This is a genomic window from Pseudomonas inefficax (genome assembly GCF_032164165.1).
GTDB lineage: Bacteria > Pseudomonadota > Gammaproteobacteria > Pseudomonadales > Pseudomonadaceae > Aquipseudomonas > Aquipseudomonas inefficax.
Genome location: NZ_CP134401.1, coordinates 309107 through 324026, shown reverse-complemented (window position 1 = coordinate 324026; position 14920 = coordinate 309107). Strand labels below are relative to the sequence as shown.

General features: G+C 60.6%; 17 protein-coding genes and 1 pseudogene. 7 read left to right on the top strand and 11 right to left on the bottom strand.

Features of this window, described 5'->3' with window-relative positions; all coding sequences use genetic code 11:
• Positions 1-25: 25 nt before the first annotated feature.
• Positions 26-1360, bottom strand: coding sequence for a lysine N(6)-hydroxylase/L-ornithine N(5)-oxygenase family protein (locus RIN61_RS01455; protein WP_215520659.1), 1335 nt, complete (start codon positions 1358-1360; stop codon positions 26-28).
• 203 nt (positions 1361-1563) lie between these two features.
• Here RIN61_RS01455 and RIN61_RS01450 point away from each other — a divergent pair, with 203 nt between their 5' ends.
• The gene (locus RIN61_RS01450; RefSeq protein ID WP_112252732.1) at positions 1564-1998 is read left to right on the top strand and encodes a kinetochore Spc7 family protein; all 435 of its coding nucleotides are present in this window, start codon (positions 1564-1566) and stop codon (positions 1996-1998) included.
• A gap of 37 nt (positions 1999-2035) precedes the next feature.
• On the opposite strand, the gene RIN61_RS01445 is transcribed toward RIN61_RS01450, so the two are convergent.
• The 4 genes and pseudogenes from RIN61_RS01445 to RIN61_RS01430 all read right to left on the bottom strand — a co-directional run bounded on the left by RIN61_RS01445 (position 2036) and on the right by RIN61_RS01430 (position 6433).
• Positions 2036-3007, bottom strand: coding sequence for an IS110 family RNA-guided transposase (locus RIN61_RS01445; RefSeq protein WP_207880112.1), 972 nt, complete (start codon positions 3005-3007; stop codon positions 2036-2038).
• A 374-nt stretch (positions 3008-3381) separates the two neighbouring features.
• Entirely contained in the window at positions 3382-4308 is a 927-nt protein-coding gene (gene pbpG, locus RIN61_RS01440) for a D-alanyl-D-alanine endopeptidase (protein WP_207879583.1), read from the bottom strand.
• 159 nt (positions 4309-4467) lie between these two features.
• Positions 4468-5596: pseudogene (locus RIN61_RS01435) on the bottom strand (sensor histidine kinase).
• A 162-nt stretch (positions 5597-5758) separates the two neighbouring features.
• On the bottom strand, positions 5759-6433 hold the full coding sequence (locus tag RIN61_RS01430) for a polysaccharide lyase family 7 protein (protein WP_112252730.1): 675 nt from the start codon (positions 6431-6433) through the stop codon (positions 5759-5761).
• A 236-nt stretch (positions 6434-6669) separates the two neighbouring features.
• Here RIN61_RS01430 and RIN61_RS01425 point away from each other — a divergent pair, with 236 nt between their 5' ends.
• Positions 6670-6993 (top strand): DUF1654 domain-containing protein, encoded by a 324-nt coding sequence (locus tag RIN61_RS01425; RefSeq protein WP_112252729.1) that lies wholly within the window; start codon positions 6670-6672, stop codon positions 6991-6993.
• A gap of 37 nt (positions 6994-7030) precedes the next feature.
• Here RIN61_RS01425 and RIN61_RS01420 read toward each other — a convergent pair whose 3' ends face one another.
• Positions 7031-7855 (bottom strand): S24 family peptidase, encoded by an 825-nt coding sequence (locus RIN61_RS01420; RefSeq protein WP_112252728.1) that lies wholly within the window; start codon positions 7853-7855, stop codon positions 7031-7033.
• Positions 7856-8017: 162 nt separating this feature from the next.
• Here RIN61_RS01420 and RIN61_RS01415 point away from each other — a divergent pair, with 162 nt between their 5' ends.
• Both RIN61_RS01415 and RIN61_RS01410 read left to right on the top strand, forming a co-directional pair.
• Entirely contained in the window at positions 8018-8383 is a 366-nt protein-coding gene (locus RIN61_RS01415) for a chemotaxis protein (RefSeq protein ID WP_252378716.1), read from the top strand.
• A 62-nt stretch (positions 8384-8445) separates the two neighbouring features.
• Entirely contained in the window at positions 8446-8931 is a 486-nt protein-coding gene (locus RIN61_RS01410) for a glycoside hydrolase family 24 protein (RefSeq protein ID WP_252378717.1), read from the top strand.
• Between the two features lie 73 nt (positions 8932-9004).
• Here RIN61_RS01410 and RIN61_RS01405 read toward each other — a convergent pair whose 3' ends face one another.
• Positions 9005-9187 (bottom strand): hypothetical protein, encoded by a 183-nt coding sequence (locus RIN61_RS01405; RefSeq protein ID WP_313855385.1) that lies wholly within the window; start codon positions 9185-9187, stop codon positions 9005-9007.
• A gap of 231 nt (positions 9188-9418) precedes the next feature.
• Between RIN61_RS01405 and RIN61_RS01400 the strand changes: the two genes are divergently transcribed.
• Complete coding sequence (locus tag RIN61_RS01400) at positions 9419-10240, top strand: shikimate 5-dehydrogenase (protein ID WP_313855383.1); 822 nt, start codon at positions 9419-9421, stop codon at positions 10238-10240.
• 126 nt (positions 10241-10366) lie between these two features.
• Here the strand turns inward: RIN61_RS01400 and RIN61_RS01395 are convergent, their stop codons facing one another.
• The 3 genes from RIN61_RS01395 to RIN61_RS01385 all read right to left on the bottom strand — a co-directional run bounded on the left by RIN61_RS01395 (position 10367) and on the right by RIN61_RS01385 (position 11818).
• Entirely contained in the window at positions 10367-10609 is a 243-nt protein-coding gene (locus RIN61_RS01395) for a hypothetical protein (protein ID WP_013973119.1), read from the bottom strand.
• 96 nt (positions 10610-10705) lie between these two features.
• On the bottom strand, positions 10706-11233 hold the full coding sequence (gene gloA, locus RIN61_RS01390; RefSeq protein WP_313855381.1) for a lactoylglutathione lyase: 528 nt from the start codon (positions 11231-11233) through the stop codon (positions 10706-10708).
• A gap of 225 nt (positions 11234-11458) precedes the next feature.
• Positions 11459-11818 (bottom strand): histone-like nucleoid-structuring protein, MvaT/MvaU family, encoded by a 360-nt coding sequence (locus RIN61_RS01385; RefSeq protein ID WP_112252723.1) that lies wholly within the window; start codon positions 11816-11818, stop codon positions 11459-11461.
• Between the two features lie 360 nt (positions 11819-12178).
• Between RIN61_RS01385 and RIN61_RS01380 the strand changes: the two genes are divergently transcribed.
• Both RIN61_RS01380 and cobF read left to right on the top strand, forming a co-directional pair.
• Positions 12179-13468 carry an OprD family porin gene (locus RIN61_RS01380; protein WP_112252722.1) on the top strand — a complete coding sequence of 430 codons (1290 nt, stop codon included), beginning with the start codon at positions 12179-12181 and terminating at the stop codon, positions 13466-13468.
• 67 nt (positions 13469-13535) lie between these two features.
• Positions 13536-14285 (top strand): precorrin-6A synthase (deacetylating), encoded by a 750-nt coding sequence (cobF, locus tag RIN61_RS01375; protein ID WP_112252721.1) that lies wholly within the window; start codon positions 13536-13538, stop codon positions 14283-14285.
• A gap of 120 nt (positions 14286-14405) precedes the next feature.
• On the opposite strand, the gene RIN61_RS01370 is transcribed toward cobF, so the two are convergent.
• The gene (locus tag RIN61_RS01370; protein WP_112252720.1) at positions 14406-14756 is read right to left on the bottom strand and encodes a response regulator; all 351 of its coding nucleotides are present in this window, start codon (positions 14754-14756) and stop codon (positions 14406-14408) included.
• Between the last annotated feature and the right edge of the window lie 164 nt (positions 14757-14920).

The window sequence follows — 14920 nt, the reverse complement described above, 5'->3', positions numbered from 1 at the left end:
AGGGCAGTGCTGGTCTTGCAGGGGATCAGGCGCGGGTCAGGGCCACTGCCGGTTGCGGCTTGCCGTGCAGATGGGCGAGGTCCTGGTACAGCGCGCGGCCAATTTCAGCAGCGCGCGCCGGTAGCACCGAAAGCAGGGTGTCACTCAGGCCGTGGCTGTTTTCGCAGAAGCCCTGCAGGTACACCGAGGCCTGCAGGTCGGGGCTGGCCAGCACGCGGTAGTTGCGGTCGACGCTGAAGTCCTCCAGGTAGCCGGCCAGGGGCGCCAGCAGGTCACGGTGCGAGCGGCGCTCGTAGCCAGTGGCGAGTATCACCGCGTCGTAGCGGTGGGTCTGCTGCTGGCCGGTGGCGAGGTCGCGCAGGGTCAGCTCCAGGCCTTCGCGAGTGGCCACCACGGCTTCGACCTGGCGCCGGCACAGCACGTTGTGGCGGTACTGGTGGGCGACCTTCTGCCGGTAGAGGATGCCGTAGATGCGTTCGATCAGGTTGAGGTCCACCACCGAATAGTTGGTGTTGTGGTATTCGCCCAGCAGCTTGCTGCGCTGGTCGGCCGGTTCGTTATAGACCAGGTCGGTGTAGTCCGGCGAGAAGATCTCGTTGACGAACGGGCTGTCATCGGCAGGCTTGAGGGCCGAACCGCGCAGGATCATGTCGACCTTGACCGATGGGTAGCTGTCATTGAGGTCGATGAACGCCTCGGCTGCGCTCTGGCCCGAACCGATCACGGCAATGCGCATCGGCTTGCCGGCGGTGCAGGGCAGCTTGTTCAGGCTGCTCAGGTACTGGGAGTGATGGAAAACCCGCGGGTCGTCCTTGAAGGCGCCGAACTTTTCCGGAATTTTCGGCGTACCGCCGCTACCGACCACCACCGAACGGGTTCGGCGGCTGTATTCGCGGCCTTGGGCGTCACGCGATACCAGGCGCAGGTGCTCGACCCGGCCTGCCTGCACATCCGGCTCGATGCGCAGCACTTCCTCGCCATATACCGCCTGGGTGGCGAAGTGTTCGGCGGCCCAGCGCAGGTAGTCGTTGTACTCGAGGCGGCAGGGGTAGAAGGTGCCGAGGTTGATGAAGTCTGCCAGGCGCTGCTTCTGGTGCAGGTAGTTGACGAAGCTGTAGGGGCTGGTGGGGTTGCGCAGCGACACCAGGTCCTTGAGGAACGAGATCTGCAGCTCGCTCTGGGTGGCCAGGGTTTCGCCGTGCCAGCGATAGTCCTGCTGTTTGTCGATGAACAGCGCGTCGAGGGCATGGCCCTGGGACTCGGCGAGTTCTTCCAGGGCGATGGCCAGGGCCAGGTTGGAAGGGCCGAAGCCCACGCCGATCAGGTCCTTGATGGTTTCCGGGTTTGCAGACTGGCTCATGGCTGCGGTTCCATAATGGTCGAATGTTGACGCTCGCCGGGAGAGGCCGGCGCCTGCGCTTGTACATTGGGTGGAACGAGCCAAACGGTGGGGAATTTACTGGCGGGTAACCGGGCAATTGCAACAGGGGGGCTAAAGGCTTGCGCCTGTCTGCCGATAGGCAGAACAACCCAAGGACCTATTTGCAACGCAGGGAGAAAGACATGACAGGTATTGCAGCAGTCAGCATCCGCACCACGCCCCAGGCGGCGAACACAATCCAGGCCACCGACAGCCAGGATGCGCAAAAGATTGAAGAGAGTGCGGCCGGCGCTCAGGCCGAAACCTCGAAAGTGACCGCTGGTGGCCAGGCTCAAGGTGCCCAGGGCAGCAGTGAGAGTTCAGAGCCTGCGCACATCAGGCAATTGCGCGAGATGATCAAGAAGTTGCAGAAGCAATTGGCAGAGGAACAGAAGCAGCTGGCCCAGTTGATGGCTCAGAAGATGGACGAGACGACCAAGCTGGCAGCCGTGACCGGCAAGCAGGCGAGCATCGCGACCATCAATGGTGAAATCATGCAGGCCACCGCGCAACTGCTCGAAGCACTGCAGAAAACGGGCGGCAGCAGTGCAGGCGGGATGGTCAGCACCACGGCCTGACAGCTGACACGGTCCCCTGTAGATACCGTCTTGACCCTCACCCCGCAAGAGCGATTTGAGGGTCAAACGGTTTGCCGGATTTCACTACGCCATACACCAGGTGCAAAAGCTTACGCATAGCAGCGCAGACTATCTGCTTGTAGGCTTTACGCCGATTGCTCAAACGCTCTGCCAGTGCCTTCACGACCGGGTTGTATCTGATCGAGACAGTGCCTGGCATCCACAAGCCGGCGCGCAATCTTGGGGCTCCTGTACGGGAAATGGTCGATTGGCCAATCTTCTCTCCCGATTGATGGATCATCGGGTTGAGGCCTGCAAACGCAACCATGGCTGACGGGCTTTCGTACTTCAGCGGATCACCCAGTTCTGCAAGGATCAGCGCGGCCGTGGTGTCTCCCAGGCCATCAATCGACGTAATCAGTTCTCGTCGCTGGCGCAGGTCTGGATCGTCATCGATCGTCTGCTCAATAGCCTTACGGGTTTTCGCTATTTCTTCGCTGATGTGCCCAATTACAGCTCTGATCGATTCCTGGACAGCGATCTGCGACACATCCAGACGGTTCTGCTCCATCTGCTGCATCTCTTTCAGGTCGTCCAGACGCCGCACCAAGGCCCGCAAGCGCCGCTGAGCTGGCGGCTCAGGCTTCCACTGACGAAGCAAATCTTTTTTCTGCTGACCGTAAGCAGCAATAACCTTGGCATCAGCCTTATCAGTTTTGACGCGTCGAAGGTCCGCTCCGGCAAACTTGGCAATCACGGCGGGATTCAGAATACACACCCGGTAACCCTTGGCATGAAAGCACTCAGCAAGCGCTTCGTGATAAGTGCCAGTGGCCTCCATGATAACCCAGGCACGTGGTTCGGCATGTTGCTCAAGCCAGGTTGCGAATTGCTCAAAACCACTCGGATTATTGGCCAGCTTGGCTTTGGTACGGACTTTCCCATTGGGAAGTGGAGTTGCAATATCGAAAGATCGCTTGGCTACATCGACGCCAACAACAACAGACATGATCTTCTCCCTCAGACAACGAAGTTTCGATCACCCAGCACTCGGTTCAACCTTGCGAATGCGTGCTCACGCCGGGGGGCGGCACTAGATACCGTTCGAACTGTTCGAGTGGGGTTGGAGGGCCAGAGCGTTATCTACAATACGGGCTCGATGCCCTTGGAGCGGCTCCGCTTCATGACCCTCCCTCGATGATCAGTCGAGAACTTTCGCCTCTTGTGAGGCGAAAGTCGAGATACAAGGAGCGGCCTTGTGTCGCGATGGGCCGCGAAGCGGCCCCGGGATGTTGGCATAAATGCAAAAATCGTCAGGGCTGCGTTGCAGCCCATCGCGACACAAGGCCGCTCCTACAGGGGCCTGGTAGCATCAGGCTGCGGTCATTCGGCCGCCAGGCGCCCCTTGTTCTGCCGCTCTGCCTTGTACTGCATGGCCACCGCCGGCGCCGGCTTGGCGGCACCGGTTTCCAGCCACTGACGCATGCGGCTGGCATCGGCGAAGTGGGTGTACTTGCCAAAGGCATCGAGGATCACCATGGCCACCGGGCGGTTGTCCATGCGGGTCAGCAGCACCAGGCAGTGCCCGGCTTCATTGGTGAAGCCGGTCTTGGTCAGCTTGATGTCCCAGTTGCTCTTGTTCACCAGGTGGTCGGTGTTGCGAAAGCCCAGGGTGTAGTTGGGCTTGCGGAAGGCCACGGTCTTCTCGCGGGTGGTCGACAGCTCGCTCAGCATCGGGTACTTGCGCGATGCCATCAGCAGCTTGGCCAGGTCACGGGCCGTGGACACGTTCTGCGTCGACAGGCCGGTCGGCTCGACGTAGCGGGTGTGCGCCATGCCCAGGCTGCGGGCCTTGGCGTTCATCGCCTTGATGAACGCCGGGTAGCCGCCGGGGTAATGGTTGGCCAGGCTGTTGGCTGCACGGTTTTCCGATGACATCAGGGTAATCAGCAAGGTTTCGCGGCGGTCGAGCTGGCTGCCCAGCCGCACGCGCGAATACACGCCTTTCATTTCCGGGTTGTTGGCAATGGTCATGGTGAGCATCTCATCCATGGACTGCTTGGCATCCAGCACTACCATCGCCGTCATCAATTTGGTCACCGAGGCGATCGGTACCACGCGGTCGGGGTGGCTCGAATACAGCTCCTGGTTGGTGTTCAGGTCGATCAGCAGGGCGCTGCCCGAGGCGAGATGCAGCTTGGACGGGTCCCGTTGAACCTGGGCCGGGGGTTGTGCAGCAGCGGTCGACGGAAGGGTCGCAGTACCTGTGAGCAACAGCAGCAGGCCGAGGATGGACAGGGATGTTTTCACGTTGAGGCTCACTAAAAATTGGTATGTCGTTGGCTGTGCAAGGGTTTTCCCCCAAAAACCGCTGCATTCTGGAGTATGGCTGAATTGCTGTCGAATGCCTTATGACTAAAGGGCGCAACGTGAACGAAATTTAATCCTGTACCTGTCCTGTACCAATCGTCACTCTACCGAAGACAGCAGAACAACCTCGAAGGTCGTCCCTTGCTCTTCGGTCGATTCCACCTCAATTCTGCCGCCGTGGTTCGCAACGATCTCCGATGCGATGAACAGGCCAAGGCCGAGCCCCGCTGCAGAGCCCCGCTCTCCGGCTGAGTAGCTCGAGTATCTTCCTTCCGGCTTGAAGATGTAGGGCATCACCTCGGGTGGGATAGGTGCTCCGGAATTCTGAACGCTGACCCGTGGAACACCCTCCACCCTGGCCACCGTGACTTTGATCGGGGCCGTTGCATCGCCATGGCGCAGAGCATTGCTTATCAGGTTGGAGAACACCTGAGCAATGCGGTCAGGGTCGAATTGGCCCGTGATGTGCGCCTGCTCATCCAGGATGATCCGCGCGTGCGGGAACGCCGTGCGCAGCTCGTCGATGACAGCCTGGCAGATTGCATTCAAATCCATTTTCCGCAAATCCACTGGAATACCAGTCCCCAGGTTGCAGCGGGCCAGGTCCAGCAGGTCGTTGATCATGACATTTGCTCGATGTGCACTGGTACAAACCTGGGTAGCAAGTCGCTTTCCCTTTTCATCCAGCCCCGGCTGCCGCTGGATCAGCCCGCCAGCCATGAGTATCGCGCCCAAGGGTGAACGCAAATCATGACCGAGCACGGCGAGCACCATCTTGCGGGTCGCCTCGACTGCTGTTCCGTACGCAGCGATCGACTCTACGAGCGCCTGGTCAATCGCTTCATTGAACCGGATCATGTCCTGGACATGGTGCGCCTCTGCGAACGACTCCTGGGTAAGCCACAGTGACAGAACGCTTGCGCGCAATGCCCGGTATTCACACCATCTGGTCCATCGAGAACCCGGCTATCAGTCGAGCTACCGCGTGGGTCTGCGCTGCGGTTTCGCTGGAACTCCTGGGGCCTTTCCCTTGTGCCTTCTCGGCCTGTTGTTGCCTGCTCTGGGGCAGTCTCATGTCTGCGGCCACGGTGCGCAGCATCTTCTCGGCATGATTGCGCAGGCCGACCGAGTCCTGCTTCGGCAGGTCTGTTTCAACCGAGCGGGCGTAGTTTTCCCAAGCCTGAAGAATCGCTTCCATACCGTTTTCAATAAAATCGAACAGTCTCATGGGGGCCTGACCCTGCTCTGAAAAAAGACATCCGAATAGCTTAGTTCATCCGAAAAGCAGGAAGTTTGAGCGCCAGTTCAAGCTTAACGGTCGATCCAGGGCGATCCCGATGCAACCTGCGCTGAGTTGCAGGGCATCGGGATGCGTGCCGGGTGCCTGGGTTCAGGCATGAATCAGCGCGAGGTCGCTGATGATGCAGATCGAGCCGTCATTGGCGGGCGTTGTATCGGTGTAGTCCACCTGGTTGTAGACCCCGCCGTGGAACTCGAATAGCCGCGCGGCCCAGGTGCTGTCGAACTGCAGGTCGCCGGACGAACCGGTCACTCCATTGCACGTGGCCGTAACGTTGATAACGCCTGCCGAGGTGGCGTGGATGCTCACCTGGAACTTCGCCCCCAGCGGTACCCCCTTGAGCACCGTCGAATTCACAGGATCTGCCTGGTTGTAGGTCTGCCGAAACCCCAGGGTGATGTCGCCCTTCTTCCAGAACACCTTCACGGGCGGGCTGTCGTCAGCGTAAACGTGCATCTGCGCGATGACCACCTTCTGCGCCCAGTTGACCTTGGTCAGCGTCATTTCCTGGCGATTCCAGTGATCCTGAGCGCTGGCCAGCGTCCAGTATTTCGGCTCCGACCACTCGCAGCGGGTCCTGCGGGTGCTTTTGCTCGAAGCGCCTTTGGTGGGGGCGAACAACTGGACCGAACCGTCGCTGAGCACTGTCACGTAGTCCGGGTATTGGGCAATCGCTTCGCTGCCGGTGAGTTCTGTCGCTACGGTGGTGATCGACGATTCGGCTACCGGAACGGCGATGGTGAGGTTGCGAATATCTACGCTCATGGGACAACTCCTGAATGGAAATGGTGGTTGGTACCGCAGCAGCAGGGTGGCGGCTGCTGGATTGAAATTTAGCGACAGGCTAAATACAAGTCAATAGCTCAAAGCTAAAAATATTTCGCCGGGCGGCAAATTACCTGTCGGCGAAAATTTTCCTCAGGTGGGCTTTACGCTTGATTTGGCAGTGAGATAAGCTTTCCATGAACACTGTACGAATATACAGCTTCAAGGATAAGAATATGTCTGATCACATGAAATCTCCGCCCAATCAGCGCCAGGAAATGACTGGAATAGAGCGCCTGAGCTTGCGCGTGTCGGCGATGATCAACCACCCGCTGGCGCAGACGCAGCGGTGGGTGACGGTGCATCGCCTGGATACCGACGGCGATGCCGAGTGGGAGGAGGTGATGGGCGTGCTGGCCGAGACGCCCGAGTTGGAACTGACCTTCAACGACGACGAGAGCGTGACGGTGCGCTGGGAGCGTGGCAGCGTGGAGGAGCGTGACGACTTTGTCGTCGAGCGGGACAGCGAGCAGCAGGTCGAGGAGGCGGCACCTTTCTGAAAGTCAGAAAAAGCCCGCCGGGGTGGCGGGCTTCGCTTCACACAAGGTGCGCATTCCACACCAGCAGCACCCTGGCCTGGATGTAGGTCTCGTCCCGGCGAATCATGCGGTCCTTGTGCCGCGAGTTGTCGGAAATCATCTCGAAATGGTCTTCGTCGGCAATCTGCAGGCGCTTGATGTAGATGTGGTCACCCCAAGAGAAGAAGTAGATTCCATCGCCGACGAACTCGCGGATGCTGACGTCCACGATCAGCGGGTCGCGGTGCTTGATGGTCGGTTCCATCGACTGGCCCCAACCGGTCACCATCTTCAGGTGGTGGTGCTCGCTGAACTCCACGCCCAGCTCGCGCAGGTGGCTTGGGCTGACGCGAACATCCTTGAACATCTCGGGGTAGTCGTGGGGGATCTGCCCGCCGCCCATGGCCGCGCGGACGTCGTAGTGGGCAATCCACACTTCGTCACCCACCAGGCCTGGCCGAACAAGCTCAGAAGCCACCAGCGTCGAGTCTGCCGGCTCCTCGGCAGCGGCCAGTAGCCTTTGCCGGGTTTCTTCAGGGATGCCTCTGCCGCTTCTGGCAAGCATCTGCTTGACCAGGTCGGCTGCGGACAGCTTGCTGTCGCCGGCCTCGGCTGGCGACAGCGCCTGGTCGCCCACTGCCATTGCGTCGAACCACCCCCGCGGCAAGCCCTCGATACCTTCGATTCTGCGCGCCACATCATCGCCCAGGTTCTTCGCTGTCTTGTCCGAAAGGATCTGGCTCAGGTGCGCAGGTGCCATCCCCCAGCGTTCTGCGCAGGATCCCTTTCTCTGGGTGCCGATCAGCTTGACCAGGTTGTGCTTGCGAATTTCGTAGATGTCCATGGGGCGAAGCATGCCAGTGTTTAGCTTGCTGCTAAATATGCTCAAAGCTAAATTTCTCTTGTCATGATATTAGCTGTAGGCTAAATTAAATCTGCAAGCAAGGAAAGCCACCGAGACACCGTTCTCCCGGCTTACGACATCACCATTCGAAATGAGGTTTTCATGGACCCGACTGACCTCGGCCCAGGCACCATCACCTGGCTGGGCGGAACTGGCACCGTGTTGCTGGGCGCCTTCCTCTGGCTGCGCAAGTGGCTGTCCAGGGATGCGGCTGACCGTGCCATGGACACCGCTGACATTGGCGTGGTCCGGCGCCTGAACGAGCTGCTCGATATCGAGCGTGACGCCCGAAGAGAAGCGCAGGCCAGGGCCGATCAGTTTGCCAAGGAGCGCAATGAACTGGTGGTAACCGTAGGGCGCCTTGAAGGCAAGATCGAAGCGCTCACCAGTCGCGGCGGCCATCCCCCCCGGCAGGTCATCGTCCAGGGCGAGGGGGTAGCCCGCCTGCGCGGGAAGCAGGGTGAGTGAGGCGTCCCGCAAGTCAATTCTGTTCACGCCCATGCGTATGGGCTTTTCTGTATGGAGACAACATGGCTCGATTGCATTCTGCCGCTGCCGGCGGCGCGAACGTGCTCGCATTCCTGGACACGCTGGCCTGGTCCGAAGGTACCTCGACCATCGCTGCCAGTGACGACGGTTACAACGTCCTGGTCGGCGGCCAACTGTTCAACGACTACAGCAGGCACCCGAAGCAGAAAGTGTGGTTGCCGAGGTACGGCATTCACAGTTCTGCGGCGGGGCGGTACCAGATTCTGGCCGGTACCTGGGAGGCCATCGTCAGCGCTTATGGCTTCAATGGCCGGTTTACCCCTGAGGCCCAGGACCTGGCGGCAATCAAGTTGTTGAGCGAATGCGGCGCGCTGGCACTGATAAAGGCCGGCCGCATTGCCCAGGCGATCGCCAAGGCCGCGCCGATCTGGGCCAGCCTGCCTGGCGCGGGCTATGGCCAGCGCGAACATGAGTTGGCCGCGTTGTTGGCATTGTTCACTACCTGCGGCGGGGAGGTGCAGGCGTAACGCCCAGGCAAAAAAAGACCCGCCAGGTAGGCGGGCCAGAAGGGCGTAGGGAGCAACGCACAACAAATACGGGTCAGGCGACAAAGGTGCCTGGTTGCAACTGTTCGACCAGGGCCTGGGCCGAGGCGAGGGTCGGCATCGGGCCGCTTACGGCTTCGCCGTTGCGCACCAGGTACCAGCATGCCAGCAGGCCCTGCTCACGCAGCGAAGCGGGGACGGCACTGCCGACGACGGACATGATGTGGATAGTGGCCATGTGGACCTCCTGTAAAACATGGCTCTACCTTACGCAGCTGGCTGGGCGGTTTGAAATCAACTTCCTCAATAGTGGTCATTGGTTCCATCAACATTTGCTAGCGCGGCGGGCCGTAATACCTCCACTCTTCGTCAGCTGAGCACGGGGAACGGTAATGGTTGTGCAAGGGACGACCAGCGGTTACCTCTGTTACGCTGAACAAACGTTTCAGTTATGACAAAGGAGCAGGTTATGTCGGCAACTCCGAGCAGAGACACCGTGCTGTGCATCTCCCTGGCCGGTCGCCCTGGCACCTTCGGTGTACGGTTTCACAACCACCTGTACCAGCAGCTGGGCCTGGATTTCTATTACAAGGCCATGCGCACCGATGACCTGCCGGCGGCAGTCGCGGGCATCCGCGCTCTGGGTATCCGCGGTTGCGGGGTATCGATGCCGTACAAGGAGGCTTGCATGGCCCTGGTCGACGAGATCGACCCGTCGGCGGCGGCCATCGAGTCGGTCAATACCCTGGTCAATACCGATGGCCACCTCAAAGCCTACAACACCGATTACCTGGCCGTGCGCCAGTTGCTGGCACAACACCAGGTGGACCCGAGCACTGCCTTTGCCTTGCGCGGCAGTGGCGGCATGGCCAAGGCCGTGGCCAGTGCCTTGCGCGATGCCGGGTTCGCCGAAGGCATCATCGTTGCGCGCAACGAGCAGGCCGGGCGGCAGCTGGCGGATGTGTGTGGTTATCGCTGGGTGCCGGAGCTGGGCGACCTGTGCCCACCCATGCTGGTGAACGTGACGCCGATCGGCATGGCGGGAGGCCCCGAGGCCGAGGAGCTGGCGTTTTCCGAGAATGCCATCGCCGCGGCGGCGCGGGTGTTCGATGTGGTTGCGATGCCCGAGAGCACACCGTTGATCAGGCGAGCGCGGGCCTTGGGCAAGCCGGTGATCACCGGGCTGGAGGTGATTGCACTGCAGGCGCTGGAGCAGTTCGTGCTGTACACCGGGGTGCGACCGACTCGGGCGCAGGTAGAGGCGGCGGTGGCGTACGCCCGGGATATCTGATTATTCCTGTGCCGGCCCTTTCGCGGGCTTGCCCGCTCCCACAGGTACTGCACAGATTTCAGAGTCTGTGAGGTCCCTGTGGGAGCGGGCAAGCCCGCGAAGAGGCCGGCACAGGCATCGACAAGGTCAGAACACCTTGTGCCCTTCATCCAGCTGCTGATCCACCAGCGCCCGGCCATGAGCCAGCGACACGTGCTGTGCATTCTCCAGGTCGGAGAAGAACTTCATCGGCATCGACATGCGTCTGCTGGTGTGCCCGTCGGGGTCGGTGATCAGGCACCCGGCGGCATAGGGGAGGGGGGAATCGGGGTGGGGCATCACGCTGGCGGTGATGGTGTGCTTGCGATATTCACAGTGAAGAGATTGCATCGTCCTTACCTCGCTGTGGCATGTGAAGCAGTTACCTTCATATACCACAGCAAGGGGCCGGGAGTTCCCGGCCCGACGAGCGAGCCGCGATGACGCTCAGCCTTTGAGCTCGGTCGGCTGGATGACTTCGACCCAGTAGCCGTCCGGGTCCTTGACGAAGGCCAGGTGGTTCATGCGCCCGTCCTGCAGGCGCTTCTGGAACGGCACATCCAGGGCCTCGAAGCGCGCGCAGGCGGCGCGTACGTCCGGTACCGAGATGCAGATGTGGCCAAAGCCGCGCGGGTTGGTGTTGCCGTTGTGGTAGGTGAAGTCGGCATCGTTCTCGGTGCCGTGGTTGTGGGTCAGCTCCAGCACACCGGGGATCGACTTCATCCACTGGTGGCGTTCGCTGTCATCGGCCGGGATCTGCGCCGGGTCGACCAGGGCCAGGAAGTACAGGCTGAAGGCAGCTTCGGGGAAGTCGCGCTTGTCCACCAGGCGGAAGCCCAGCACGCGGGTGTAGAAGTCCAGGGACTTCTCGATGTTCTTGACCCGCAGCATGGTGTGGTTGAAAACGAACTGGGCGGTGGCGGTGTCCGGTTGGGCGGTGACGCCAGGCAGGGTTTGCAGATCGTGCAGGCTCATGGGAACTCCTGAGACGGGGCCGGGCGCAGGGCACCGGCAAAACAGACAGGCTGGCCATGATACGGCAGTGTGCCGATTGCGCAAATGAAAGCGCCCTGCACGAGGCAGGGCGCTGGAATTAGAGGCCCGCATGTGCGGGCGCGTGATGGGGTCGCTAGTCCTTTAGCTGTCTCGATACTGAGCCAGCCCTTGTGAAAAAAGTGTGAAGTACGTGTGGACGTTTCATCAGCGTACCCAGCTTTCTACCGTGGCGGCTCCGTATTGTTCTTTCCAGGCCTTGAGCCCACGGTGGTTGCCGCCTTTGGTCTCGATCCGCTCGCCGGTGTGCGGGTTGGTGTAAACCTTCACCACGCGCGCGCGGCGCTGTTGCTTGGGTGCTGCGCTGGAAACCCGGGTCACTGCCTTCGGGTCGAGGATGGCGATGATATCGCGCAGGCTCTTGTCGTAGCTTTTCATCAGGCCGACTAGTTTCTGCTCGAATTCGATTTCGCGTTTGAGGCCGGCATCCTTTTTCAACGCTTCCAGTTGCGCCATCTGTTCCTGGAGCGCTTTTTCGGCAGCACGAAACTCTGCAAGTCTGGACACTGTAATCACTCCTGTACGTCGGTCGTGGCAGGGCGTGACGAACATTGAAGAAGAATAAAAACGCCGGCCACGCGGGTGGGTTCCGCTGTTCGCTGATATCGAGTGTAGTCATTCGCGGGTATTGGGTAAACTGCAAACTTTTTGTAAGTAAGCCGGGAACTTTCCTAGTTTTGCGTGCGGTATTGTCCGGTTTTTCCGAGGTTGCCTTGCGGCGCGCTTAGACCATGGTCCAATGGCCCGTGCCAGAGCCATCGCGCGATAATTTCAGATGATGGCCGGCTATTGTTCGGCCCCCTCGCAGTACCGTGGCCAACCCGTGCCACAGGTTGTTTACTCGCCTTATTCTGGATGTTTTCTCCCATGTTTGCCCCTTTCCCCCTCGCCCCCGGGCGTCGTGTTGCCGGCCTGTTCCTGTTGTGTGCCGGCGTCAATGCCCAGGCCGCCGGTTTTCTTGAAGACAGCAGTGCAAAGGTCGAAGCACGCAATGTCTATTTCAACCGGGATTTTCGTGACGGCCACAGCAGTTCCAGCCAGGGTGCGTCCAAGCGCGAAGAATGGGCACAAGGTTTCATCCTCAATGTGCAGTCGGGTTATACCCAGGGACCGGTAGGTTTTGGCGTGGATGCGCTGGGCATGTTCGGTTTCAAACTTGACTCCAGCCCGGCGGACAGTAACAGCGGCCTGTTGCCGTCTTCCGGCCACGACCCGCGCCACTCGGCGGACCAGTACGCGAAGATGGGCCTGGCGGCCAAGGCCAAGGTTTCCAATACCGTGCTCAAGTACGGTTCGATGATGCCGGATGTGCCGCTGCTCAAGTACAACGATGGCCGCCTGCTGCCGACCATGTTCCATGGCGCCATGCTCACTTCCGAAGAAGTGCGCGACCTGAAGTTCACCCTGGCCCGCCTGGACAAGTACACCGCACGGGATTCCACTGACCGCCAGGACATTCGCGTGCATTGCAAGAACAAGCGCTATGCCTGCGATATCGAGGCTGACCACTTTGACCTGGCCGGTGTCGATTACCGTTTCAACGAGCGCTTCAGCGCCCAGTACCAGGTGGCCAAGCTGGAGAACATCTACCGCCAGCACTTCCTCGGCATGGTGGCCAGCCAGCCATTGGCGTTGGGCACCCTGTCGGCAGACCTGCGCTTGATCAAGAGTGATGACATCGGCAATGCCCGAGCTGGCGAAATCGACCATCGCGCCTTCAGCGGCATGCTCGGCTACAGCCTGGGTGGCCACAAGCTCAGTGCCGGCTGGCAGCGCATGTATGGCGACAGTGCCATGCCGTACCTGGATGGCAGCAACCCGTACCTGGTCAACTATGCCCAGGTCAACGACTTTGCCGCTGCCCAGGAGCGCTCCTGGCAGGTGCGTTATGACTACGACTTCAAGGCCCTGGGTGTGCCCGGGCTGACCTTCTTCACCCGATACATCAACGGTGACAATATCAAGGTGCCGGGCAGCACGGCCGAAGGTAAGGAGTGGGAACGCGACACCGAGTTCAAGTACCAGGTGCAAAGTGGCACGTTCAAGGACGTCAGCGTGCGCCTGCGTAATTCCACTTACCGCAGCAACTATGAAAAGTGGGCGCGTGACATGGATGAGACGCGGGTCATTGTCAGCTACAACTTCTCCATCTTCTGACGGGTTGCTTTACCAAATATCGGCAGCCACCTGACAATGGCTGCTGGTTCCCGCACAGGGCAGGGCAATGAAAGACCTGTTGTTGATCGGCATCGGCCCGGGTGACCCGCGCCAGGTCACCTACGAGGCGGTCGATGCGCTGCGCCAGGCCAGCGTGTTCTTCGTGCTCGACAAAGGCGGCGACAAGGACGAACTGGTGCGCCTGCGCAAGGCCATTGTGCAACGCTACCGGCCCGAGGGCGGCTACCGCCTGGTGCAGGTGGCCGACCCTGCTCGCGATGGCCAGGCGGATGATTACCTGGGCGCGTTGCAGGACTGGCACCGGCAGCGTGCTGCGCTGTATGCCCAACTGATCGAGCAGGAGGTCGGCGACGGTGAAACCGGCGCCTTTCTGCTGTGGGGCGAGCCGACGCTGTACGACAGCACGCTGCGCATCCTTGGCCTGGTCCGTGAGCGTGGTGTAGCGCTGCGCCTGCAGGTAATTCCGGGCATCAGCAGCGTGCAGGCGTTGGCAGCGCGTCATCAGGTGCCGCTCAATCGTGTCGGTGAGCCGCTGACCGTCTTGCCAGGGCGGCGCCTGGCCGGGCAGGGGCAAATCGACAATGTGCTGGTGATGCTCGACGGACAGTGCGCGTTTGCGCGGCTTGATGACCCGGCGCTGATGATCTACTGGGGTGCTTACCTGGGCACCGCGGATGAGGTGCTGATTGCCGGGCCGTTGCAGGCGGTGAAGGCACAGATACTCGAAGTGCGTGAGCGGGAGCGGGCGCGCAAGGGGTGGATCATGGATAGCTACCTGTTGCGCCGGGAGCTGTGAGGTGTACAGCCTGTTCCGGCCCCTTCGCGGGTAAACCCGCTCCCACAGGTACAGCGCCAGCTTCAGGGCTGCGCGTTCCCTGTGGGAGCGGGTTTACCCGCGAAGCAGGCGTCACCGATTTCATGGGCTACCCAGAATGGCCTGCACCTTCTCCCGCAACTGGTCGATACTGAACGGCTTGCCGATCAGGTGCATGCCCTCCGGCACATCGAAACTCTCGGCATAGCCACTGGCGAACAGCACCGGCAACAGCGGCCGCAGTTCGCGCGCCTTGCCCGCCAGCTCTTCGCCGCGCATGTCCGGCAGCCCCACGTCGGTCACCATCAGCGCCAGCTGCTGGCCCGGGTCCTCGAGAATGCGCAGCGCCGCACTGGCATGCTCTGCCTCGATGACCTTGTAGCCCAGTTCGTCGAGCACTTCGACCATCAGCATACGTACGATGTCGTCGTCTTCGACTACCAGAAGGTGCATGGTTCGGATCCTGTACGAATGAATGTCTTTAATCTGTGCTCCGGATGGCAGCAGAAGTTCCCGAGGATACCGGGCCCTGCAATCAGATGGAACGATTGGCGCACGCTACCTTCAAATACTGGCTAAATGCCCTGCCAGACCCGGCAAAGCTGGTTAGACTCGCT